The 25,157-nt window shown below is 48.8% G+C and carries 18 protein-coding genes; 16 read left to right on the top strand and 2 right to left on the bottom strand.

Annotated features, from left to right (window positions below; translation table 11 throughout):
- Positions 1 to 5 precede the first annotated feature (5 nt).
- From uxuA to GC56T2_RS09185, 4 genes are all read left to right on the top strand, one after another.
- Positions 6 to 1,121: a mannonate dehydratase gene (gene uxuA, locus GC56T2_RS09200; RefSeq protein WP_144974671.1), complete on the top strand. Its 1,116-nt coding sequence runs from the start codon at positions 6 to 8 to the stop codon at positions 1,119 to 1,121.
- A complete protein-coding gene (locus GC56T2_RS09195; RefSeq protein ID WP_144974669.1) occupies positions 1,097 to 1,942 on the top strand; it encodes an SDR family oxidoreductase in 846 nt (281 codons plus the stop codon). Before uxuA ends, GC56T2_RS09195 begins: the two co-directional genes overlap by 25 nt.
- 80 nt (positions 1,943 to 2,022) lie before the next feature.
- Positions 2,023 to 2,664 carry a YesL family protein gene (locus GC56T2_RS09190; protein ID WP_144974667.1) on the top strand — a complete coding sequence of 214 codons (642 nt, stop codon included), beginning with the start codon at positions 2,023 to 2,025 and terminating at the stop codon, positions 2,662 to 2,664.
- 484 nt (positions 2,665 to 3,148) lie between these two features.
- The gene (locus GC56T2_RS09185; protein ID WP_144974665.1) at positions 3,149 to 4,807 is read left to right on the top strand and encodes an IS1634 family transposase; all 1,659 of its coding nucleotides are present in this window, start codon (positions 3,149 to 3,151) and stop codon (positions 4,805 to 4,807) included.
- Between the two features lie 2 nt (positions 4,808 to 4,809).
- Here GC56T2_RS09185 and GC56T2_RS09180 read toward each other — a convergent pair whose 3' ends face one another.
- Positions 4,810 to 6,126: an endo-1,4-beta-xylanase gene (locus GC56T2_RS09180; protein WP_370454564.1), complete on the bottom strand. Its 1,317-nt coding sequence runs from the start codon at positions 6,124 to 6,126 to the stop codon at positions 4,810 to 4,812.
- 383 nt (positions 6,127 to 6,509) lie between these two features.
- A complete protein-coding gene (locus tag GC56T2_RS09175) occupies positions 6,510 to 7,874 on the bottom strand; it encodes an ISLre2 family transposase (protein ID WP_144973526.1) in 1,365 nt (454 codons plus the stop codon).
- Between the two features lie 557 nt (positions 7,875 to 8,431).
- Here GC56T2_RS09175 and GC56T2_RS09170 point away from each other — a divergent pair.
- The 12 genes from GC56T2_RS09170 to GC56T2_RS09115 all read left to right on the top strand — a co-directional run bounded on the left by GC56T2_RS09170 (position 8,432) and on the right by GC56T2_RS09115 (position 24,935).
- Entirely contained in the window at positions 8,432 to 9,226 is a 795-nt protein-coding gene (locus tag GC56T2_RS09170; RefSeq protein ID WP_144974663.1) for a Nif3-like dinuclear metal center hexameric protein, read from the top strand.
- 21 nt (positions 9,227 to 9,247) lie between these two features.
- Complete coding sequence (locus GC56T2_RS09165) at positions 9,248 to 9,901, top strand: SGNH/GDSL hydrolase family protein (RefSeq protein WP_144974661.1); 654 nt, start codon at positions 9,248 to 9,250, stop codon at positions 9,899 to 9,901.
- Positions 9,902 to 9,969: 68 nt separating this feature from the next.
- Positions 9,970 to 11,514, top strand: a complete 1,545-nt coding sequence (locus GC56T2_RS09160) for a response regulator transcription factor (protein ID WP_144974659.1) — start codon at positions 9,970 to 9,972, stop codon at positions 11,512 to 11,514.
- Positions 11,515 to 11,557: 43 nt separating this feature from the next.
- Positions 11,558 to 13,222 carry a sensor histidine kinase gene (locus GC56T2_RS09155; protein WP_255516060.1) on the top strand — a complete coding sequence of 555 codons (1,665 nt, stop codon included), beginning with the start codon at positions 11,558 to 11,560 and terminating at the stop codon, positions 13,220 to 13,222.
- A gap of 170 nt (positions 13,223 to 13,392) precedes the next feature.
- On the top strand, positions 13,393 to 15,099 hold the full coding sequence (locus GC56T2_RS09150) for an ABC transporter substrate-binding protein (protein ID WP_370454541.1): 1,707 nt from the start codon (positions 13,393 to 13,395) through the stop codon (positions 15,097 to 15,099).
- 80 nt (positions 15,100 to 15,179) lie between these two features.
- Positions 15,180 to 16,160, top strand: coding sequence for an ABC transporter permease (locus GC56T2_RS09145; protein ID WP_144974657.1), 981 nt, complete (start codon positions 15,180 to 15,182; stop codon positions 16,158 to 16,160).
- Between the two features lie 56 nt (positions 16,161 to 16,216).
- Positions 16,217 to 17,119, top strand: coding sequence for a carbohydrate ABC transporter permease (locus tag GC56T2_RS09140; protein WP_144977180.1), 903 nt, complete (start codon positions 16,217 to 16,219; stop codon positions 17,117 to 17,119).
- A 332-nt stretch (positions 17,120 to 17,451) separates the two neighbouring features.
- Complete coding sequence (locus GC56T2_RS09135) at positions 17,452 to 19,059, top strand: glycoside hydrolase family 43 protein (protein WP_144974655.1); 1,608 nt, start codon at positions 17,452 to 17,454, stop codon at positions 19,057 to 19,059.
- 108 nt (positions 19,060 to 19,167) lie between these two features.
- The gene (gene xylA / locus GC56T2_RS09130; RefSeq protein ID WP_144974652.1) at positions 19,168 to 20,505 is read left to right on the top strand and encodes a xylose isomerase; all 1,338 of its coding nucleotides are present in this window, start codon (positions 19,168 to 19,170) and stop codon (positions 20,503 to 20,505) included.
- A gap of 13 nt (positions 20,506 to 20,518) precedes the next feature.
- Positions 20,519 to 22,018: a xylulokinase gene (gene xylB, locus GC56T2_RS09125; protein ID WP_144974650.1), complete on the top strand. Its 1,500-nt coding sequence runs from the start codon at positions 20,519 to 20,521 to the stop codon at positions 22,016 to 22,018.
- A 446-nt stretch (positions 22,019 to 22,464) separates the two neighbouring features.
- Positions 22,465 to 23,493, top strand: a complete 1,029-nt coding sequence (locus GC56T2_RS09120; protein WP_144974648.1) for an NAD(P)H-dependent flavin oxidoreductase — start codon at positions 22,465 to 22,467, stop codon at positions 23,491 to 23,493.
- A 254-nt stretch (positions 23,494 to 23,747) separates the two neighbouring features.
- Complete coding sequence (locus GC56T2_RS09115; protein WP_144974646.1) at positions 23,748 to 24,935, top strand: iron-containing alcohol dehydrogenase; 1,188 nt, start codon at positions 23,748 to 23,750, stop codon at positions 24,933 to 24,935.
- The last annotated feature ends 222 nt before the right edge of the window (positions 24,936 to 25,157 follow it).

The following is a 25,157-nucleotide window of genomic DNA, read 5'->3' as shown; positions in this document are numbered from 1 at the left end:
GTGTCATGAGAATGACGTTTCGTTGGTTCGGCAAGGATTATGATACCGTTTCATTAGATCATATTCGCCAGATTCCCGGAGTCGAAGGGATTGTCGGGGCGTTGTATCACATCCCGGTCGGGGAAGTATGGCCGCTAGAAGACATATTGGAATTAAAGCGGCAAGTGAACGAAAAAGGCTTTCACCTTGAGGTGATTGAGAGCGTCAACGTTCATGAAGATATTAAACTCGGCCTGCCTTCGCGGCGGCGGTATATCGAAAACTATAAACAAACGATCCGCAACTTGGCGAAAGCCGGAGTGAAAGTGATTTGTTATAATTTTATGCCCATTTTCGACTGGACGCGTTCCGATTTGGCGAAAAGGCGTCCTGACGGATCGACAGTGCTCGCCTACGAGAAGCGAAAAATTGAACAAATTGATCCCGAGGAAATGATCCGCCGCATCGAAAATGGGGCAAATGGATTTTTGCTTCCGGGATGGGAGCCAGAACGGTTGAAAACGATTAAACCGCTTTTTGCCCTCTATAAAGGAGTGACAGAGGACGATTTGTTTGATCATTTGCGTTACTTCTTGGAGCACATTATTCCGGTCGCGGAGGAATGCGGCGTGCGAATGGCGCTTCATCCCGATGATCCCCCGTGGTCGGTGTTCGGGCTGCCGCGGATTGTGACGAATAAGGAAAATTTAGCTCGGATTGTTCGCTTGGTCGACAGCCCGGCGAATGGGTTAACGTTATGCTCCGGTTCGCTTGGAGCCAATCCGGACAATGATGTTTCCGAGATTTTCCGCTACTTTTTACGTATGGACCGCGTGCCGTTTGCTCATGTACGCAATATCGAGATTCATGAAAACGGCGATTTTGAGGAAACGTCCCATCGGAGCTGTGACGGTTCATTAAATATATGTGAGATCGTCAAAGCGTTGCATGAAGCGAATTTTCGAGGATACATCCGTCCCGATCACGGCCGGATGATTTGGGGGGAACAAGCGCGTCCCGGCTACGGGTTGTATGACCGGGCACTCGGCATTATGTATTTGCTCGGGATTTGGGACAGTTTGGAAAATGAGAAAAGAAAACGGGAAGGAGAGAAAGCATGCTCCCCATCCATCCAAGTCTAAAGGGAAAAGTGGCGGTTGTCACAGGCGGAGGCGGAGTGTTATGCAGCTGCATGGCAAAAGAGCTGGCCCGTCAAGGGATGAAAGTAGTGATCTTGAATCGAACATTGGAGAAAGCGGAAAAAGTCAAGAATGGGATTGTTGAACAAGGGGGAGAGGCGTTGGCTATTTCGTGTGACGTACTCGATGTTGAACGTGTTAGGCGGGCGGCGGAAACGGTAGCGGAAGTATACGGACCTTGCGATGTTTTAATTAACGGAGCGGGGGGCAACCATCCACAGGGGATCACCACAAAGGAAACGTTAGAGATGGCTGATCTTGAAAATCAAGAAGTAACAACATTTTTTGACTTAACCACGGAAGGGTTTTCTTATGTTTTTGACGTCAATATTCTTGGGACGATCATTCCGACGCAGCAATTTCTGAAACAGATGGTCGGTAGGGGAGGAACGATTATCAATATTTCTTCGATGAGCGCCCCGCGCCCGATGACGAAAGTGCCGGCGTACAGCGCAGCCAAAGCGGGAATTGAAAACTTCACCAAATGGCTCGCCGTGCACGTGGCTGAAGTCGGGGTTCGCGTCAACGCCATTGCCCCCGGGTTCTTTTTGACGAAGCAAAACGAACATTTGCTCAAGCAGCCCGATGGATCGTATAGCGAGCGGACAAAAAAAATCTTGGCGCATACGCCAATGGGGCGGCTAGGTAGACCAGAAGATTTGTTAGGAACGCTTCTTTGGCTTGTCGATGATCAAACAAGCGGGTTCGTCACCGGCACCGTGATCCCGGTTGACGGAGGATTTTTAGCTTATTCCGGAGTTTGAAGGGAGAATAAACAAAGTCTCCCTTCTTTTTTCGTCTTATGTTATACTGATTTTAGCAAAAAAATTAAAGGTGATGAATGATGCGCACTGGTCTGTTAGATGGGAAGCTTTATCGGGCGTGCGAATGGGTGACAAGGCTCGCATACGTTAACTTGTTGTGGATTTTTTTTACTATTATCGGGCTGGTGATCTTCGGGATTGCTCCTGCGACAGTGGCGCTATTTACCGTTATAAGGAAATGGATATTTTTTCACGATACAGAGATTCCTGTGCTGAAAACGTTCGCCCGCACGTATAAGCGCGAATTTTGGCGAGCCAATCGGATCGGTTTGTTTCTTTTGGCAATGGGGTATATTTTTTATGTTGATATGCTTTATCTCGCTCATGTTTCGCCGGAATGGAAATTTCCGTTTTCTGTCGCCTTGCTCGTTGTTTTTCTTTTTTATACCGTTGTATTGTTGTATGTGTTTCCGCTTTATGTCCATTACGAATTGCGTTTCTGGCAATATATGAAGTATGCTTTGTTGATCGGAATGGCCAATCCGCTTATGACATTTGTCATGTTGATTGGCCTCGGAATTCTGTTGTTCGTCCTCATGTATATTCCTGGGCTGATCCCGTTTTTCAGCATCAGCACGATGGCTTTGGTCGTGATGGGCACTGCATTGCGCGTATTTCGAAAAATGGAAGAAAAGCAGGAAATGTGGCAACAAGGAAAATAAAATGATGCGTGTGAAATGGGCAGATCAAGGCGACCGGCAGCGAAAAGGAGGAAACTCACCTCATCCGTTGGTGAAATGCGCGTTGCCATAACGAACCGGTTTGACACGTATGAAAAATCCGATTTGGAGAAAGGTCGATTTTTTTACAGGGGAATGGTTTCGCCAAAGGATGTACTTGGCTTGTAAAGACAAACCTCATCGTATTGCTTGAGGAATTGATTCGTGAAAAAGAAGAATGTGGTTTTCATTTTCTTGTCAAGTACAAGTTGTAGCGAAGAGCTAAGGGAATAGAGATACTACCTTTCTTGAAACAGAAACAGAGAGGGGATCGTTACTTTCGACCTCCCTCTCTTTTCTTTTCGATCAGTCTCACTTATGATCGATCTCACATTTCGCACCCTCTCGACGAAAATCGGGAGGATTTTTTCGTTCCGATGTCGAATGAATCCTTGACACACAAGGAAAGTGAAGGAGTTTTTCTCTCATGAACGTTCAAGTCAAAAAGGTCTATCGTAATGATTATTTGAATATAATAAGTGCCCTATTCAAGAAACTGGGCCTGCCCCAATTGATTGACCATCTCGTTCCCGTTGATCCACAGTGCCAGACTCGAGTCAGCGATGCCGTTCAGGCCATCATCTACAATATGTTTGACGGCCGGCAAGCCCTCGTTCACGTGGAACGATGGGCTCAGGAGATCGATCTAGAGAAACTCATCCGTCCCGGTCTCCATCCTTCCTGGTTGAACGACGATGCCTTGGCTCGTCATCTCGACCGCTTGTATGAGGCCGATATTCACAAGGTGATCAGCACTTGCTTGATTCACATTTATCGCAAAGAAGGCCTTTCCCTCCGAGCCTTTCACGCCGATACGACGGACAAGACCGTTTACGGCGCGTATGAATCGGCCTCGTTAGAGGCCTTACAAATCACACATGGCTATAACCGCCATCATCGTTGGCAAAAACAGATCGGTTTCGGACTGGTCGGCAACGAGGACGGCATCCCGTTTTACGGCGATGTGCACGACGGCAACCTGCCTGACAAAACGTGGAATCCGGAGGTGCTGTCCCGTGTCCACGAACAGCTCAAACAAGCCAAGATGGAAGACGAATGGATTTACGTGGCCGATTCCGCCGCGATGACAAAAGACACTCTGGCGCAAACCAAAGCGGCCAACGCCTTTTTGATCACCCGAGGCCCTTCGTCGCTTCGGATCGTGAAACGGGCATTAGCGGAGGCCGATTCGCCTCACATCCCGTGGAGCGAACCCTTTACGCTGGCGGAGAGAAACGGCGCCACGTACCGGGTATGGGAAACATCCTCCACCTATGAAGGCCACCCCGTTCGGCTGATCGTCGTCGAATCGAGTGCGCTCGACCAGCGAAAAGGAAAGACGCTCGAAAAAGAACGAACCAAAGAAGCGGAGCTTCTTCGCGAGGAACAAGCCCATTGGGAGCGCCACCCTTTCTCGTGCCGGGAAGACGCTGAACAAGCCTTGGCGTCCCTCAAGATGTCCCTTCGCCCACGGTTTCATCAGGTCAAGGCCGCGGTCGAAGAGATCGTACGCCCGAAAAAACGGCGCGGACGGCCGAAAAAAGGGGTGGAACCCGAGATGGAGACGCGGTATCTCTTGCGCCTTGACGTCGAATTCGACCAAAACGCGTGGGAACAGGCAAGACGGAAAGCGTCCCGGTTTGTCCTCGTCACGACCGTTCCGGAGGAATGGAAGGGCCAACAAATGGATGCCCAAGAGATCTTGAAGCTATATAAAGGGCAGATCTCGGTGGAAATGAACTTCGCTTTTTTGAAAGATCCGTTTTTCACGGATGAGATTTACGTCAAAAAACTAGAACGGGTCGCAGTATTAGGCTATTTGTTTCTGTTGGCCTTGGCGATTTACCGCGTTTTTCAGCGCCGAGTGCGTCAGTTTATTACTCCAGAACACCCGTTGAAGGGTCCTGGAGGCCGCAAGCTGACCCGGCCGACGGGACAGGCGATTTTTCAGCTGTTTCAATATGTGAACGTCGTCCTCCTGGAGCTGCCGGATGGGCGCATCCAACGCTCACTGGATCGCTCCCTCACCCCTGAACAACGAAGGATTCTGCAGGGGTTGGGGCTGGATGAGAGCATTTACGTGTAACGTCATACGGAACGACCAGCGATGGTAAAAAAAGGATAGCCATCGCTCGTTGTGTTGGTCAAAAAGTTATTCTGAAAAACTAAATAAAAAATCCTTTGTTTTGACCTTGTTAGGGTGCGAAATGTGAGATCGATAATGGCCCAATACGCAGGTTTTACGTGGTATTCGGGGTCGAACAGAAACGGCGCGTCTTTTCCTTTCCCTTTTTCCACGCTCGTGTACGGGGCTTTCGGGTCTACCACCACATTGCCGTCAGCGTCATAGTAAACATCTGCTCGACTGTCGAGCCACGTATGGTTGTCGGCGATACCCCAGAAGGTGACGTTGCTGATTTTATCGCCAAGTTTTTCATACAGCTTAAACAATCGATCATAGCGAGCCGCTTGGTCCAAAAACTTTTGTTCCGGAATGGCGTCATACGACGGGTAGGCGCGCGGCGGCCAGCCGTACATGCTCACATCCAGCTCCGTAATTTGATTGTCTAACCCTAGATCGGCAAACATGTTGATCGTTTTTTCGATTTCTTCTTCAGAAGGCCAGCCAATTTGGATGTGGGACTGATGGCCGATCCCGTCAATGGGAACGCCTTCTTCTTTTAATTGTTTCACCAAGTTATAAAGGGCGCTTCGCTTCGGTTCCACTTCGGTATTGTAATCGTTGATGTACAGTTTAATCTTGTTGCCGCCATATGTTCTCGCCGTTTGGAATGCTACCTTGATATAATCGATGCCGGCGATTTGATACCACGGGGAATTGCGCAATTTTCCATCATCCCCGACTACCTCGTTCACGACATCCCAATATTTGATATCGTCTTTATACCGTTCGACAATCGTTTTAATATGGGTTTCGAGCCGTTTCAGTAACAGCTGTTTATTTTGTTCGCGCTTTGCCGGGTCCGTTTCATTGACCATCGGCTTGCCTTCCTTGTCAAGAAAGAACCATTGCGGTACTTGGCTATGCCAAACGAGGGTGTGGAAGCGGATATCCATATGATGTTTTTTAGCAAATCGGACGATTTGATCCGCCTCAGCAAAATTGAATTTTCCTTCTTCGGGTTGGATGTTGATCGGTTTCATAACGTTCTCAGCGACAATGCTGTTAAAATGGCGTTTCAGCATTTGGACGTCTTTTTCGTTTTGCAGCTGATACGGTTCAACGGCCGCCCCAATAGTGAAGGAATTTTTGTAGCGCTGATCCAATTGAGGGGCGTGCAATGCACTGATTCGCGGCTTTTTAGCGTATGATGGTTCCGTTTTTGCCAATGCATTCGTCATCCCTAAAGGAAGCAACAGCATAAACGAGAATCCAACGATCATCGCTTTCCGTGATGGTTTCCACACGATCAGGTCTCCTCCTTAACTTTTCTATAGTATTCATCGCAAAACGACATGAACAAACAGAAAGCGCTTACCACTTCCTTTCTTTGTTAGTGGTCAACGTAGCGAGACAGGTGCCGGATTGCGCGAGAAGATCGATGGTTGTCAAGAAGGTTGACCTAATCTTATTTTAACAACACGAACTTGGTTTATCAATTAAATATACTAAGTTGAGTCAGTCAAGACTTTGTGGAGAACATTTTTTCGGTCTACTACGGGCGTTGTCAATCACCGGTTGGTAGACCATTTTTAGGAATTGATATCGTAAGCGCTTTCGGACTCTCATCCCTCTTCTTGAGCTGATTTTTGCTCGATCCATTTTTTTACATCCATCCGCCATCGCGAAGCGCCGACAATGCTTGGTAGATCGGCGTCCCCGATGACTGTTGAAGATACGGGATGTTCTGGCGCATCACCTCCGCCAACAACCGTCCTGCCTTCCGTTTGGCCTGTTTGATCCGCTCCAGCTTCGTCGGGGCCGAGGCTACCCTCTGGGGCTCTTCCTCCTCCAACTGCCCCGTTCTCCACCCTATTCCGTCGATTTGGGCCACCATCGCCTTCAGAAACGCCCAAAGTCCTTGGTCCTTCCAGCTGCGGCGGGATTTCACCCGGTACGCGAACCGGCTCATCACGCTCTCGGCGTGGCCCATCGGACGCATGCCGGCCGTCTCCACCCCTTGCGCCGACAGCCACTCCCGGTAGTCCCGGATGCATCCCGGCATCGACTCGATCCGGCGGATCATTTCGGCCAACTGCTCTTCTTTGGCTTCGTCCCCCAACGTACCGACGGCGCTGTTCAGTTCCACCAAAAGTCCTTCCTCGTCTTGCTTCGCCAGCTTCTTCCGCACCTCCCGCCAACGCGGGTGGCCGGACAGACACTGACGAAGCTCCCGCGCCACATGGAACCGATCCAACTGAAAGCACGCCCGCTTTCCGAAATACTCCCGGCAGGCGGTAATCCAAGATGCCGCGTCGCCGTTGATGACCAACAAGTCCCGGCACGGGTCATAGGCATATTCCTTCATCAGCCACGCTTCGAACCCTTCCCACACGTCCCCCGCCCCTTCATGGAGGTAGTGGCGCCGGTTCACGAGCTCCAGTTGCGAGCCGTTCCGTCTCCATCCCTCGTGAACCGCCAAGATTTTCTGCTCTTTCGCCCGTTTCCCTTTCCCTTGGCGGGAGATGAACAGTCCATCCGCTTCCACCAACAGCACCCGGCCATGCCGTTGGGAAACAGGGTGGTGCAGCGAGACAGGGGCCGCCAACACCAGCTGACGAATCGCCTCATGGCTGAGGACCGCATACCCCACGATCGCCTCCAACGTACGGGCTGCTTTGCGGTAGGAAGAGCACTCTATGGCCAACTCGACCGCCGTTTCCTCGAGGCAAGGACTGATCGATTGGGCTCCATCAAAGCCCAGTTCGGCATCCAACAAGAAGGTATACGCCCCTGCCTGCCGATCATAGTAGTAGTTCCGTCGGAACGTCACTTCTCCAAACAGCGTTTGGAGGGTGGTCGGCCGTTTGTCTTTCAGCTGATAGCGGCGCTTGTCCCTGGCTTCCGCCAGTTGTTGATCGATTTCCTCCAAAAGGGCCGCCAACACGATGGCAAACACGTTTTGAAGGGTTCTCAACAATTGTTCCTCCAGCTCTTTTAATACAGGCCATTGTGTGGTAAGATGTTTCATGGACTCTCTCCCTCCTGTTTTCGGTTGGTGTCAACAATCACTATCATAGCAGGGAGAGAGTCCTTTTTGCATGAAATTCGCTTTTTTCCTACCGCGCTTCGCTTGGTGGCCCCGACGAGCGTCGCGAACAAAAGTTCGCAACCCTCGTCGGGGATCCTTCCTGAACGTCACCCACAAATATTTTACTCACACTACTAAGTTTTTTTGCTATTGGAAAAACAGAGCGGTTATTTTCATGTCTGGGAAATCCGCTCTGTTGATTCACCGCTTCACGCCAGGGAGGAAGAGCAGGACCTACTAGGAAGGTTTTTCAGAAAGAAATCAAGACGGTGGGGCTCGCTTATTCAGCCATCAACCTTTGAAGGAAGAGGAATATGAACCATGACGTCGATGGTGTGGAAAGCTGGATTCTGACAGGAATAAGAATTGATGTTCCTCCTGTAGCAGAAAGACGCTTGAAAGTTTGAAAAATTCTTTATAAAATTAGTTTATAGGGTAAACATACTTAACGAACCCAAGCGATTGAAGGAATTCAAATTTCAGAAAGGAATAGAGCGATGACTGTTACGGTTCAAACGGTGATGGAACGATTGACAGCCGGTGCAGAGCGTCTTTCTTCGACGGTAGATACGCTTAAATATGGGGATCCGGGCACGGAAGTGAAGGGGATCGCTGTCAGTTTCATGCCTACGTACCGCGTCATTGAGCAAGCCATCCGAATGGGAGCCAATCTTCTCATTACTCATGAAGGGTTGTTTTATAGTCACCTTGACCATGATGAAACGGTAAAAAACGACCCGGTGTATCAAGAAAAAGTTCGCCTAATCCGTGAGTCAGGCATCGCGATTTATCGTTTTCACGACTACTGGCATCGCTACCAGCCTGACGGGATCGTGGATGGTTTAGTCCGGGCTTTAGGGTGGGAGTCGTATGTTTCTAAATACGAACCGACGGCTGCGATGTTGACAATCCCTAGGATGGCAGCTACGGAGATGGTCAGCACAATAAAGGAAAGATTAGGCATTTCATTCATAAGGGTTGCGGGGGACATCTCGGCCTTATGTACGCGTGTCGCGCTGCTGGCCGGCTATCGTGGCCACGGATCGTTGGCAATTCCGTTGTTTGAAAAAGAGAAGCTTGACGCGATTATTTATGGTGAAGGACCTGAATGGGAAACGCCGGAATACGTTCGAGACGCCGTACAGCAAGGGAGGCAACACGTATTGGTGGTGTTAGGGCATGCAGAAAGTGAGGAGCCTGGTATGAGATACTTGGCTGAGAAGCTAAGGGCCATGTTTCCGGCCATTCCGGTGTATTTTCTCTCGGAAAAACCAATTTTTCATTTTTTGTAATCATTGAAGGAGGAAAGAAACATGATCATTGGCAAAGGGCAGAAGCTGTTGTTTATTGGCGACTCGATAACGGACTGCGATCGCGCCAAGCCGGAAGGGGAAGGATTATTCGGCGCGTTAGGCACAGGATATGTATCCTATGTCAACGGTCTTTTGCAAGCCGTTTATCCGGAACTTGGGATTCGGGTTGTCAATAAAGGAATCAGCGGCAATACGGTTCGGGATTTGAAAGCAAGATGGCAGGAGGATGTGATTGCCCAAAAGCCGGACTGGGTCTCAATCATGATTGGGATTAACGATGTTTGGCGGCAGTACGATTTGCCATTCATTAAAGAAAAACATGTGTACGTGGATGAGTACGAAGAAACGCTCCGCAGCCTTGTGATGGAGACGAAGCCGCACGTTACGGGAATCATCCTTATGACCCCGTTTTATATCGAAGGGAATGAGCACGATCCGATGCGCCGGACCATGGACGAGTACGGTCTCGTTGTCAAACAAATTGCCGAAGAGACAAACAGTATATTCGTCGATACCCAGGCTGCTTTTAACGAGGTAGTAAAGACTCTTTATCCGGCGGCATTGGCTTGGGATCGCGTTCACCCGTCTGTGGCCGGACACATGATTTTAGCAAGAGCATTTTTGAAGGCGATTGACTTTGATTGGGGGAAATGACTAACACCCAGCTGCTTAATTCCAAAAAAGCAAGGACTATCATTGGGAAGAAAAAAGGGGGGATCGGGATGCATAAAGTCATGTTGGTCGATGATGAGATGTTTGTGCGGGAAGGCATGAAAACGTTGATTGATTGGGAAGGATGCGGATATCAAATTTGTGGGGAGGCGGATAATGGAGAGCAGGCGCTCCGCGAAGCGGCGAAGTTGTGTCCCGACCTGATCGTGACAGATATTCGGATGCCGGGAATTGACGGGCTTGAATTGATTCAGAAGGTATCCGGAAGTGGACAAACAGGAACGAAGTTTATCGTGGTGAGCGGATACAACGATTTTTTCTACGCGCAGCAATCGATTAAATATGGGGTTTGCGACTTTTTATTAAAACCGATTGATAAAAGGGAGTTTGAACAGTCGTTATCAAGAATGGCCAAAATACTGAATCAGGAGAAGGAAACGAGAAAGAAACAGCAAGCTGAGTTTTTGTTTTATGAATGGATGATAGGGAAAAAGGGGACAAGTCTCGAGGAAATGGGGGAATGGGGGATTTCATCATCTATACTTTCGGGTTATGCGATCGTCGAGATCAATGGCAAGGACGATATCGTTGATCTAGCTGCCGATGCTGTCTATAAAGCGAAAATGAAGGAGATTTATTATCGCGCTGTCAAACAGCCGATCCATTTCCCGATCTATGAACACGGAAGGCAGCGGTACGGGCTGTTGTTTATTGGGGATGACAAAGAAGAGATACGTCGTAATCTGTACCGATTCGCTGAGCAACTTGTGAACGTTCCACTTGATGTGACGATTTTTGTTAGTGCTTTCGCGCCGCCTGCTGATCGTCTTCAAGAACAGATTCGGGAAGCAGGTGAAGCGTTGCGTTACAAATACGTCAACGACGAGAGAATCGTTTTCTATGAACAGGTAAAAGAAATCACGCTTTCTTATCCTAGCATTGATGATGGACAATGCCAAACATTGGTGGAGTATATAGAAGAGGCGCGTCTGGAGCAGCTGATGACCGCCCTGAAAGATCTGTTCGCCCAGTTTCGCGCCCGCCGCTTGTCCGCTGAGGCTGTGCAGACGTTTGTTCTTTATTTCGTACAGAAAGCGCTTCAGCTCGTCAAACGAGCGGGAGCGAGTGAGGAACAACTGACGACTTTGCCCCGAGTGCTAGAATGTCAAGACTATCCTTTTCGTTTGGAAGAATTGAGGAAAAGAGTGATGGATTTTGTGGTGGAATGTTGCTGGGTAGTGGAAGAAAAAAGGAAACCGCTTTCGCTATGTGAAATCCATAAAATAAAGAGATATATTGAGGAGCATTATGCTGAAAACATCAGCCTAAAAAGTATCGCTAAGCAATTTTATATGAACCCTGTTTATTTAGGCCAACTGTTCAAAAAAACATATGGTTTCTATTTTAAAGAGTTTTTGTTGCAGCTGCGCATTGGGCAGGCAAAGAAGCTCCTGCGGACGACGAATTTGCGCATCTATGAAGTGGCGGAGAAAGTAGGGTTTGGGAGCGTGGATTACTTTGTTACGCAATTCGAAAAAATGGAAGGGCTTACACCAACGGAATACCGAAAGAAGTCAACGCGTTCCATATTATAAAAAGTGGCTTGAGTCATTCCATCATATGAGGTTAAAAAATAAATTGACGTTTCTTTATTTGTTTGCTGTGTTGATTCCGACTACCGTCACGAACGGATTGTTTTATTATGTGGTGACGAATCAAGTAAGAACACAGAAATTGCACGACGCCTCATTAGTAATAGAGCAATTGAAAAAAGATTTTGAACAAGGAATTGATCAAGTTGTTGGTATTTCCTCCATGTTATATACGGACAGTCGAATTAACGAAATGCTCGATCGCCAGTATACTTCGGATGCGGAATACGTCCAGCATTACCATGACGTATTCCCCGAATTTAACAAATATCGTTACATGCATCCTTTTATTCATTCCATCGTTTTTTTTACCGACAATTCGACGGTTATCTTTTCTGGTTCCGTTCAGCCCATTACTCCTCAGCTCCAACAAGCTGGTTGGTATAGAGACATACGTTCCTTTCCTGTCCTAGTCCGCACGGGACGTTCGCTTAGTATTGTCCGAAAGTTGGATTATTTTTCTTTTTATAATAAGACAAACAGGATGGTTCGAATTGAATTGGAACCGACGGCGATCGATCATCTGCTTCGCACTAGGTCGTTTCCTGGAGAGATTTATATTGTTGATCGTCAAGGAAACGTTCAATATTCGACCCGTCGGCAAAACAACAATCATGAGGAGAAGCCGCCTGCTCGGACGGAGAAAGGACGCATAGTGATATCCCATCCTTATAAAACGTCCCATTATCTCCGTGGCTGGAGCATTGTTGGCGTCGTTTCCGCGGAAAAGCTGGTGAACAACACTCATTATTTCATGGTTTTTATCTTTTCGATCGCTTTTGTCAATTTCGTTGTTCCTACCATCATTCTTTTTCTTGTCTCTAAACCATTGCATGCAAGAATCATCAATATTTTAAATTACATGAAAAAGGTGGAGAGGGGGAAATTTGAAACGATCCATTCGGAACTTTACGATGATGAAATTGGGCAATTGGCTAAGGCGTTTAACCGCATGTCATTAACGATCAAGCGGCTTATCCAAGATGTTTATATGGCCAACATCCAAAAGAAAGAAATGGAACTGCAAAAAAAGCAGGCTCAATTAAACGCCTTGCAAAGTCAAATGAACCCTCACTTCCTTTTCAATGTGCTCGAAACGATTCGCATGAGAAGCCTCATGAAACATGAAGATGAAACTGCCGAAATGATCGAACATATGGCGAGAATTTTGCGGAAATCCATTTCATGGGGAAGTGATTGGGTGAAAGTGCGGGAGGAATTGGATATTGTTTCCCGGCTGCTTTCCATCCAGCGCTACCGATTTGGGGATAAGCTTCAGTATAAGATCGACATCGATGAGTCTGCCCTAGAACATACGATTCCGAATATGATCATCCTCCCGTTTGTTGAAAACGCATGTAAACATGGGGTGGAATCGAAAACGGGACAAGGAACCATTGATATACAAGTGCGTGCGGAAGGGCCACGGTTGACATTTACGATTCGCGATAACGGGCCGGGCATGAATGAGCAGCAACTGCTGCAGCTCTGGCGTTCTCTCAACGAAGGGGAGGGTATTACTGAACATGTAGGTGTTAGAAACGTCTACTATCGCCTTAAAATGTATTACGGTGAGCATTTTACGTTCCAAATGTACAATGACCGCGGATTCGTTGTGTTTCTCTCTCTACCGATCTCCGATGAGAAGTAGGTGTCTCGAAAACAAAACGAGGCACCTTTTTTGTTCAACAGCACTTGTTGATTGCTATCGCCATCGTTCCATATCTTAATTTTTTTAAATATCGCCTTAAGTTTGTTAGGTTAAGAAAAACGAAAAGCGATGTTACAATGGAAGCGATTACAAGGAAAGGGGGAGAGAAGATGAATGAAAACACAATTACAAGCAAAAGGGGGAAAAGAATGAGAAGGAATGTACTTGTTTCTTTACTGTTAAGTGTGTTGCTTCTTTTCGTAACCGCTTGTAACGAAAAAGCGAACATCGATAGCGAAGGTAAATCATCTTCAACAAACACCGATGAGAAAGCCCCGTTTACTTTTACTTATTTTAATGGAGGTGCCTCATTAAAAAATATTGAAGCAAATCAAACGAGAATAGGAAAAATTTTTGAAGAACAAACTGGTGTTAATGTAAAAATGGAATATTTAGTAGGTGATCTTAATACCAAAATTGGCACGATGATTGCTAGTGGACAGTATCCTGATACGTTAGTACCTGATGCGGCTATTGATAAATTGATTGATGCGAAAGCGTTTATTCCGTTAAACGATCTTATTGAAAAACATGCTCCGAATTTAAAGAAATTATATGAACCATATTTGGAACAAATGAAGACAGAAGATGGAAACATATATATATTACCTTTTGGTGTCAACCACGGTTACGTTCCGAATCCTGATATTGACCAAGGGGCGTTTTGGATTCAAAGACGCGTATTAAAAGAGTTTGGGTATCCAAAAATTAAAACGTTAGATGAGTATTTTGACTTGATTGAGAAATATAAAGAAAAGTATCCGCAAACAAATGGAAAGCCTACCATTGGCTTTACTGCACTCACTTATGACTGGAGATTTTTCGCCATTTCCAATCCGCCGGCACATTTAGCTGGTTACCCGAACGATGGGGAAGTGATCGTTGATATGCAAACGCACGAGGCTAAAGTGTATGGAAATGGCGAGTATACGAAACGCTGGTTGAAAAAATTAAACGAGATTAATGCAAAAGGTTTGTTTGATAAAGAAGCATTTGTTTCAAACTATGACGAATATTTAGCAAAAATTGCTTCTGGAAGAGTGCTGGGATTTTTTGATTATGGTTGGCAGGTAGGGCAGGCATTAGATTCTCTGAAGCGAGCAGGAAATGACGATTTACGTTATATGCCGCTTCCGATTGTGTTTGATAAAAATATTAAGGATCAATATATAGATCCTCCGTCCAATGTGTTTAATCGTGGACTCGGTATTACAGTTAGTGCGAAGGACCCGGTTCGCATTATCAAATACTTAGATAATATGGCGAAAGAGGAAAATCAAAAATTAATGATGTGGGGAATTAAAGGGGAAACGTATGAAGTGGATGAGAAAGGGCGTTTCTATCGAACACCGGAGCAGATCAAGAAGACGTCCGATGAACAGTTCCGTGAACAGTTTGGTTTTCCTTATTTCGAGTGGCACTGGCCACGTGGAAACGGGCTGTTCTCGGATGGAAACGCGTGGGAGCCGCGCCGGCAGCCTGAAGTTGCCCAGGCTAGCTATACAGAAGGGGATAAGAAAATCTTAGCGGCTTATGGGGCAAAAGTATTTTCTGATTTATTTGCCAAACCGGATGAGCGGCCTTGGTATCCGGCGTGGGGGGCGCCCCTCAAACAAGGTTCTCCGGCTCAAATTTATCAGCAAAAGAAACAAGATTTACAGAAAAAGTATTTCCCGAAATTGGTGCTTGATCCGCCAAGCAAGTTCGAGAAAAACTGGAAAGAATATGTGAAGGAATACAATAAATTGGATATTAAAGCGTTTGAAGATGAAATCACCAAATATGTAAAAATGAAAGTTGAACAGAGCCAGAAATGAGAGAAAAGCGGATCAGTCTGGGCCGGTCGGCTGTAAAATAGTTGGCCGTGCCCTTCTTTTCTGAAAAGGAGGAAGGAAAAGTGGAGATCGAAAAGCATATAAACACTGTCACATCGGCTCCCGCCGCAGTGGAATCCCACTTGTCTAAACCGAAAAGCATTTGGAAAAAAATAGTACAGCAAAAAGCATTGATTTTGATGAGCTTTCCGTTTTTGATTTGGTTATTTATTTTTAAATATTTGCCGCTGTGGGGGTGGACGATCGCTTTTCAAGATTATCGTCCCGGCTTGCCGTTCAGTGAACAAGAATGGGTCGGATGGAAACACTTTCGTTTTCTTTTTCAAGATGAGGCTTTTTTTCGAGTGTTGCGCAATACGTTCGCGATGAGCGTCATCAACCTCGTTCTCGGATTTGTGACGGCGATTACGTTAGCGATTTTGTTAAATGAGTTGCGCAATGGGAAATTTAAGCGAATTGTTCAAACGATTAGCTATATGCCGCACTTTTTATCGTGGGTCGTTGCGGCGAGCATCATCTCCTACGCGTTGTCATTGGAAAACGGTATTGTCAACATTGTTTTGCAAAAGCTGCATATTATTGATGAACCGATTTTATGGCTAGGGGTTGGGGAGTATTTCTGGGGAATCATCGGCGCCTCAGAAGTGTGGAAAAACCTAGGGTGGAACACCATTATTTATTTGGCGGCGATCGCCATGATTGATCCAGAGCAGTATGAGGCGGCGGAAATCGACGGGGCTTCCCGCTTGCAACGCATTTTTTATATTACACTTCCTTCTTTAAAGCCTACGATTATCATTTTGTTGATTATGAATTTAGGGAATATTTTGGAGACCGGGTTTGAACCCCAATATTTGTTAGGAAATCCGATGAACCTCGATTATTCAGAAAATCTTGACATTTTTGTGCTGAAGTACGGTATCGCTATGGGGAATTTTGCTTTGGCTACCGCTGCTGGGATTTTTAAAACCGTTGTCAGTTTTATCTTTCTGTTTAGCGCAAATTATATTGCTAAACGTTTGGGACAGGCTAGATTGTTTTAAGAAGACGATTTTGTTAGGGGGAAAGGAGATTGAAACAGATTGTGAAAAGATGGCGGATGCGTTATGCGTCATGGGGAGATATGGTTTTTGATGTTTGCAACTATAGCTTGATGCTCGTTCTTTGTGTCGTAATGCTTTATCCGATGTTGAATACGTTGGCCATTTCTCTAAACGATGCCAATGATACGATTCGCGGGGGGATTTATCTTTGGCCTCGGGAGTTTACACTTTACAACTACGAATATGTGTTAAAGGAAAATACGCTACTTAATGCGTTGCTCATTTCGGTTTTAAGAACCGTTTTAGGCACCGCCATCTCTGTTTTCTGTACAGCGATGGTGGCTTATGTCATCAGCCGGCCGGAGTTTGTTTTTCGTAAGTTTGTCACGATTGCTTTTATCTTGACTATGTATTTTAATGGGGGGTTAATTCCTACCTATTTGCTGATGAGGGATCTCCATCTGATCGGGACGTTTTGGGTATACATTATTCCAGGTATTATTGGGGTCTTTAATTTGATTGTGATCCGTTCCTTTATTGAGGGCTTGCCGAACAGTCTGATCGAATCGGCGCGGATTGACGGAGCAGGGGAATTTCGGATATTTCTTCAGATTGTATTGCCCCTTTCCTTGCCAGTGCTGGCCACAGTTTCCTTGTTTGTGGCCGTGTATCAATGGAACTCTTGGTTCGATGTTTTTCTCTATAATTCTTCCAACCCCAATTTAAGCACTTTGCAATACGAATTAATGAAGATTTTGCAAAACACGAATGCAACGATGTCTGGAAAAACAGCGGCTGATGCATTTGCGAATGCACATGCGGACGCCAACACTGTCACTCCATCATCCATTCGGGCTACCATGACCATTATCGCCAGTGTTCCGATTATCCTTGTCTATCCGTTTTTGCAAAAATACTTTATTAAAGGATTGACACTGGGGGGAGTGAAAGGGGAATAGATCGAATCAGTCCATGTTTTGGCGAGAAGGGTGATGAAAAACAACAGATTCATTCAACTTTTTGGAAATTAAAAGAGATAAACGGATCGTTTGGCAACGTTTTTCTGTTTGAGAAACCATGCTGGACAGTCGTATTTTCCCTTACATCACCGGTCTCCTAGAAGGCTGCGGAAACAGCGCTAGTTCGCTGAACAGCGGGATTCGCCAAAACGTCGACTCTTCATCTAGGCTGAAAATGACTGCTCCCAGCTAAGTGATTTTCACAAGCGGAAAGCGGTACCACGTTCTCTCATGGAAAGCAGAAATGGCAGGAAAAAAGAGGGGGAGAGAAAGTGTTGAAAATCAAAAACCCGATTTTAACTGGCTTTCATCCCGACCCGTCCATTTGCCGGGCGGGCGACGACTATTACATTGCCGTTTCAACGTTCGAATGGTTTCCGGGGGTGAGAATTTACCATTCGAAAGATTTAAAGAACTGGCGTTTAGTAGCGCGTCCGTTAAACCGGTTAAGTCAATTGAATATGATAGGAAATCCGGATTCTGGAGGAATTTGGGCTCCGCACTTGTCGTATAGCGACGGGAAATTTTGGCTTATTTATACGGATGTGAAAGTCGTTGAAGGACAGTGGAAAGATGGCCATAACTATCTCGTGACGTGTGATACGATCGATGGCGAATGGTCGGATCCGATTTATTTGAATAGCTCTGGGTTTGACCCGTCTCTCTTTCACGATGAGGATGGAAAAAAATATTTGGTGAACATGTATTGGGATCATCGGGTCGGCCACCACCCGTTTTATGGTATTGTGCTGCAAGAATACAGTGTGAAACAGAAAAAATTGGTTGGTGAGCCGAAGATCATTTTCAAAGGAACGGACCTACGAATTACGGAAGGCCCTCATTTGTATAAAATCAATGGGTATTATTATTTATTGACGGCGGAAGGGGGGACGCGGTACAACCATGCGGCAACGATTGCCCGGTCAACCTCGCTCTATGGGCCATATGAGGTGCATCCGGAAAATCCGTTGCTTACGTCTTGGCCTTATCCGCGCAACCCGCTACAAAAGGCTGGCCATGCTTCGATTGTCCATACGCATACGGATGAGTGGTTTCTTGTGCACTTAACCGGCCGGCCGCTGCCAAAGGAGGGCCAGCCGCTGCTCGAACACCGCGGTTATTGTCCGCTCGGACGTGAAACGGCGATTCAGCGGCTTGAATGGAAAGACGGGTGGCCTTATGTGGTCGGCGGAAACGGTCCTTCGTTAGAAATCGACGGGCCGAGCGTTGAGGAAGTTCCGTGGGAAAACGATTACGATGAAAAAGATGATTTTGATAGTGATACATTAAACCATCATTTTCAAACATTACGAATTCCTTTAGGGGAAGACATCGCTACCTTAAAGGCTCGTCCGGGACATTTGCGGCTGTACGGAAGAGAATCGCTCACTTCCCGGTTTACACAGGCGTTTGTCGCCAGACGATGGCAGCATTTTACCTTTGTTGCGGAAACGAAAGTCGCGTTTCGTCCGACGACTATCCAACAATCGGCTGGGCTCGTGAACTATTATAATACGCAAAACTGGACAACGCTGCAATTGACATGGCATGAGGAAAAAGGACGGATCCTCGAATTAATGGCGTGCGACCATCTTGTTGTTGATCAGCCGTTGCGCGGTCAAGAAATTGTCGTCCCTGATGATGTCGAGTATGTGTACTTACGGGTGAACGTACAAACGACCACGTACAACTATGCGTACTCTTTCGACGGGGTGAATTGGAAGGAGATTCCCGTCACCTTTGAATCGTATAAACTATCCGACGACTATATCAAAAGCCGCGCGGCGTTTACTGGGGCGTTTGTCGGCATGCATTGCCGGGACGGTTCAGGACAAAACAACTACGCGGATTTTGACTACTTTTTATACAAAGAATTGTAGAATACTTTGTTTATATGATAGACAAACAAATGTGAAAGCGTTATAATAAAACCGAAGCAAGCCATTTTCGCTGATAGAACTTGATTCATAATGAAGGGGGACCTAGGCATGGCTTATTTTCCGAATATCGGCAAGATTGCGTATGAAGGACCGGAGTCGCGCAATCCGTTCGCGTTTAAGTTTTATAATCCAGAAGAAAAAGTCGGCGACAAAACAATGGAGGAACATTTGCGCTTTTCGGTGGCGTATTGGCATACGTTTACGGGGGATGGATCGGATCCGTTTGGCATCGGCAATATGATTCGTCCATGGAATAAATACAGCGGCATGGATCTGGCGAAGGCGCGCGTCGAGGCGGCGTTTGAGCTGTTTGAAAAGCTGAACGTTCCGTTTTTCTGCTTCCATGACGTCGACATTGCTCCAGAAGGGGAAACGCTCAGCGAGACGTACAAAAATTTGGATGAAATTGTCGATATGATTGAAGAATACATGAAAACAAGCAAAACGAAGCTGCTTTGGAATACGGCGAACTTGTTCAGCCATCCGCGCTTCGTTCACGGGGCGGCGACGTCGTGCAACGCTGACGTGTTCGCCTATGCGGCGGCGAAAGTGAAAAAAGGGCTGGAGATCGCGAAGCGGCTCGGGGCGGAAAACTACGTGTTCTGGGGCGGCCGGGAAGGGTATGAGACGCTGCTGAACACGGATATGAAACTGGAGCTTGACAATTTGGCCCGCTTCTTGCATATGGCGGTCGACTATGCGAAAGAGATCGGCTTTGATGGCCAGTTTTTGATCGAGCCGAAGCCGAAAGAGCCGACGAAGCATCAATACGATTTTGACGTGGCTACGGCGCTGGCGTTCTTGCAAACGTACGGGCTGAAAGATCATTTCAAATTCAATATTGAAGCGAACCATGCGACGTTGGCGGGCCATACGTTTGAACATGAGCTGCGCGTCGCCCGCATCCACGGCATGCTCGGTTCGGTCGATGCGAACCAAGGTGATACGCTGCTTGGCTGGGATACGGACGAATTCCCGACCGATTTGTATACGACGACGTTGGCGATGTATGAAATTTTGCAAAACGGCGGCCTTGGGCGCGGCGGCTTGAACTTTGACGCGAAAGTGCGGAGAGGCTCGTTCGAACCGGAAGATTTGTTCTACGCTCATATCGCCGGGATGGACAGCTTTGCGATCGGCTTAAAAGTCGCCCATCGCTTGCTGGAAGACCGCGTGTTTGAACAATTCATCGAAGAGCGGTACAAAAGCTATACGGAAGGCATTGGCCGCGAGATCGTCGAAGGAACAGCGGACTTCCACAAGCTCGAGCAATACGCGTTGCAGCTTGGCGACATTCGCAATACGTCCGGCCGTCTTGAGCGCTTGAAAACGTTGCTGAATCAATATTTGCTCGAAGTCAGCGCGCCGAGTGGATCTCGTTCGTGAAAGAGGGATGAGCGTGGAATATGTCATTGGCGTCGATTTAGGAACAAGTGCGGTGAAAGTGTTGCTTGTCGACCGCAATGGGCAAGTCAGAGGGGAATGGACCGAGTCCTATCCCCTCTACCAGCCGCATTCCGGCTATAGCGAGCAGCGCCCGGACGATTGGGTGGAGAAGACGATTACGGCGCTGCGCCGCGTTTGGGAAACGGCGGGCATTTCTCCGGAGTCGGTTGCGGGCTTGAGTTTTTCCGGGCAAATGCACGGGCTTGTGCTGCTTGATGGCGACGGGAACGTCGTGCGCAACGCGATTTTATGGAATGACACACGAACGACAGCCGAGTGCCGGGAAATTGAAGCGAAAGTCGGTCGAGAGACGCTGCTTGCGGCGGCGAAAAACGAGGCGCTCGAAGGGTTTACGCTGCCGAAACTGTTGTGGGTGAAAAACCATGAACCCGAGCTGTATGAGCGGGCGCGGACGTTTTTATTGCCCAAAGACTATGTCCGTTTCCGTTTGACCGGGCACATCGCGATGGATGTATCCGATGCGGCGGGGACGCTGTTGCTGGATATCGAAAAGAAAACATGGAGCGAGGAGATCGCCCGGGCGGTGGATGTCGACCTTTCGCTTTGCCCGCCGCTTGTTGAGGCGACGGCATGGGTCGGGACGCTGCGTCCGGAGGTGGCGGAACAGACCGGGCTGCCGGCATCGGTGAACGTGTTCGCCGGCGGGGCGGACAACGCTTGCGGCGCGGTGGGCGCCGGCATTTTGGCGGAAGGGAAGATGATGTCAAGCATCGGCACATCCGGCGTCGTCTTGGCGTATGAGCAAAGCGGGGAAAAGGATTTCGCTGGACGAGTGCACTACTTCAACCATGCCGAGCCGAACGCCTACTATATTATGGGAGTGACGCTGGCGGCGGGCTACAGCTTTGACTGGTGGAAGCGGACGTTTGCCGAGGACGTGTCGTTTGCCGAGATCGTCAAGCGCGCTGCTGAGTCGCCGATTGGCGCCAACGGCTTGTTGTTTACGCCATATTTGGTCGGCGAGCGGACGCCTTATGCCGACGCCGATATTCGCGGGTCGTTTGTCGGCGTGGATTCGGCGCAGACGAAATGGGATTTCGCCCGCGCGGTCATCGAAGGCATTACGTTCTCACTCAACGAGTCGGTGGAGATCATCAAAGCGAGCGGCAAAACGATCGATTCGGTCGTGTCGATCGGCGGCGGGGCGAAAAGTGCTGAGTGGCTGCAAATCCAAGCCGATATTTTCGGCATCCCGGTGGAAAAACTGAAAAACGAACAAGGGCCGGGACTGGGCGCCGCGATGATCGCCGCCTGCGGCGTCGGCTGGTTTGATTCGCTCAAGCAATGTGCTGACGTGTTCAAACAAGTCGATTCCATCGTCGAACCGCGGCCGGATGCGGTGGCGAAATACAAAGAGCTGTTCGCCATTTACCGTGAGGTTTACCCTCAGACAAAGGAACTATCGAAAAGATTAAAGGCGTTTCGCCCGTGACGGCAAGGGGCTGACCCAAAAGGTTGTCTGCCTTCAAGATCGGCACAACCGATCGTGCGGCAGAACCAGTCAGCACGTATATATAAGTAACGAAAGAGGGGGATCCCGATCCTTTTGGGATCCCTCTTTGTTTGTTCAGGCAATCAGGCAAGATGCTCAGCTAGGCCTGTCGAAAGGAGAACGGGAAAGGGGAGGGGCTAGACATTCAAAAAAGTTTAGGAGGCTGGGGAAAACAACTGCTTCGCTCGATGGGCGAGCAGACGAAAGGGATAAGGTTACGGTGTCGCAAGGTTTTTCAATTTAAGAAAAGCTGTTAGGAGCAACATTTCCCCTTACATCGCCGTCCATTGATTCGCGAAGAGGCAGGAATTCCTTGGGCGGAGCACGAAAGAGTAAAGAAGTCAGCGAAGATACGGCAGTTACGGATAGGAGAGGGGAGATCAATCGTGTTTTCTACACTTTCCGTCCCCATTATCCAAGCGCCGATGGCAGGCGGCGTATCAACGCCCGAGCTGGCCGCGGCGGTGTCGAACGCCGGAGGGCTTGGGTTTTTGGCTGGCGGGTACAAGACGGCGGAAGCGATGAGGGCAGAAATTCACAAGCTGCGGGCGCTAACGGATCGTCCGTTTGGGGTGAATGTGTTTGTGCCGGGGGATAAAACGGTGGATGAAAAGGCGCTCGAACGCTACCGCGCCGTATTGGCGGCTGAGGCGGAACGGCTCGGCGCAACAGTCGGCGAGCCGAAATGGGAGGACGATGATTGGGAAGCGAAACTGGATGTGCTGCTTCAGGAGCAGGTGCCGGTCGCGAGCTTTACGTTTGGCTGCCCGGACAAAGCGGTGATTGCCGCCTTGCAGAAAGCAGGGGTGTTTGTGATCGTGACGGTGACATCGGTGGAAGAGGCCCACATTGCATCTGAAGCCGGCGCGGACGCCCTTTGTGTGCAAGGGGCGGAAGCGGGCGGGCATCGCGCGTTGTTTCGCAACGATCCAAAGCAGGATGAGGCGATCGCGTTGTTCCCGCTGTTGGCCGACGTGCGCACTTCGGTTCGTCTCCCGCTTGTGGCGGCGGGCGGGATCATGGACGGGCGCGGCATCGCGGCGGCGCTCAAAGCGGGGGCGAGCGCGGTGCAGCTTGGGACGGCGTTTTTGCGCTGCCCGGAAAGCGGGGCGCATCCGCTCCATAAGCAAGCGCTTGCCGATCCGCGGTTTACCGAAACGGCTGTGACACGGGCGTTTACCGGCCGGCCGGCGCGCGGGCTGGCGAACCGCTTTATGGCCGAATATCGCGATCTAGCGCCGGCGGCGTATCCGCACGTGCACCATATGACGAAGCCGCTGCGTGCTGCCGCCGCCAAGGCGGGCGATCCGGAGCGGATGTCGCTTTGGGCTGGAGAAGGATACCGGCTGGCGCGGGAACTTCCGGCGGCGGAGCTTGTCGAGGAACTGAAGCGGGAGCTGGAGGAGGCTTGGTAAGATCGTGCATTTTAGCTTGTGTTGCGTTGCCGCGAGCAGGTGAACCAGGAAGCCGTTTGTTCCAATACGGCACGGTGTCCATTATTCCTATAAAGGGCTGGTGAAAAACGGTTGTTTCTTTTGAGCAATGGGGGAGCATTTGAAAGGCGATCCTGATGCGACAAGGCTTTTCTATATTGAGAAACGAGGTTGGTAAGTGACCTGCTCCCTTAAATCACCGGCCTCATAAAAAATAATAAGGAGGAAAGGAAACTATGACCGTAGCCCGCATTGTGTTTCCGCCGCTCAGCCATGTCGGCTGGGGGGCGCTTAAGTATTTGGTCCCGGAAGTGAAGCGGTTGGGAGCGAAACAAATTTTAGTGATTACTGACCCAATGCTTGAGAAAATCGGCCTTGTCGAGCAAGTGACGTCTCCGCTCCGGCAAGCAGGGTACAGCGTGCACGTCTATACGGATGTTGTGCCCGAGCCGCCGCTTGCGACAGGGGAAAAGGCGGTGGCGTTTGCCCGCGATGGAGAGTTCGATCTTGTCATCGGCGTCGGCGGCGGCAGCGCGCTCGATTTGGCAAAACTGGCCGCTGTTTTGGCGGTGCATGACGGTTCGGTTGCCGACTACCTAAACTTGACGGGAACGCGGGCGCTCGAGAAAAAAGGGCTGCCGAAAATTTTGATTCCGACGACATCAGGCACCGGGTCGGAAGTGACGAATATCTCTGTTTTGTCCTTAGAAACGACAAAAGATGTCGTGACGCACGATTACTTGTTGGCCGATGTGGCCATCGTCGATCCGCAGCTGACTGTTTCCGTTCCGCCGCGGGTGACGGCCGCAACCGGGATTGATGCGCTCACCCATGCGGTCGAAGCGTACGTGTCGGTCAACGCGAGCCCGACATCGGATGGGTTGGCGATCGCGGCCATGCGCCTCATTTCTCGCTCATTGCGCAAAGCGGTGGAAAACGGAACGGACAAACAGGCGCGCACGGATATGGCGAACGGCAGTTACCTAGCGGGTTTGGCGTTTTTCAACGCCGGGGTGGCCGGCGTGCATGCGCTCGCGTATCCGCTCGGCGGACAGTTTCATATCGCCCATGGCGAATCGAACGCCGTGCTTTTGCCGTATGTGATGGGCTACATCCGTCAAAGCTGCACGAAACGAATGGCTGATATTTTAAACGCGCTCGGCGGCAACTCGAGCTTTTTGTCCGAAGTGGAAGCATCGTATCGATGTGTCGAGGAACTGGAACGGCTTGTCGCCGACGTCGGCATTCCGAAGACGCTGGGCGGATTCGGCATCCCGGAAAACGCGTTAGAAAGCTTGACGAAAGATGCTGTCCAACAGAAACGACTGCTCGCCCGCAGTCCGCTGCCGCTGTTGGAAGCCGACATCCGCGCGATTTACGAAGCCGCGTTTGCTGGGACGATCGTCGAACCGAACCATGAATAAGGAAGAAATACAGGGGCTGTTTTTGGCTCCTGTATTTTTTGTTTGGAAAGCGAGAGTGGTTTTCCATGTTTGGGTTTACGGCTTTTTTCGCTCAAAAGGCAACATTTTCCGCATTTTCTTGACGGGTGAAGAAGGAATTTTCGCCTCTTGAAGCGAACGAATATACATCAATCGTCTCGATTCGACAAAAAGAGAACGACAGCGAACTGGAATACATTTGAG

It is taken from the genome of Geobacillus sp. C56-T2, from assembly GCF_007829715.1.
Classification (GTDB): Bacteria; Bacillota; Bacilli; order Bacillales; family Anoxybacillaceae; genus Geobacillus; species Geobacillus icigianus.
Note: the sequence above shows the minus strand (reverse complement) of the source record. Positions and strands in the feature narration are given on the sequence as shown.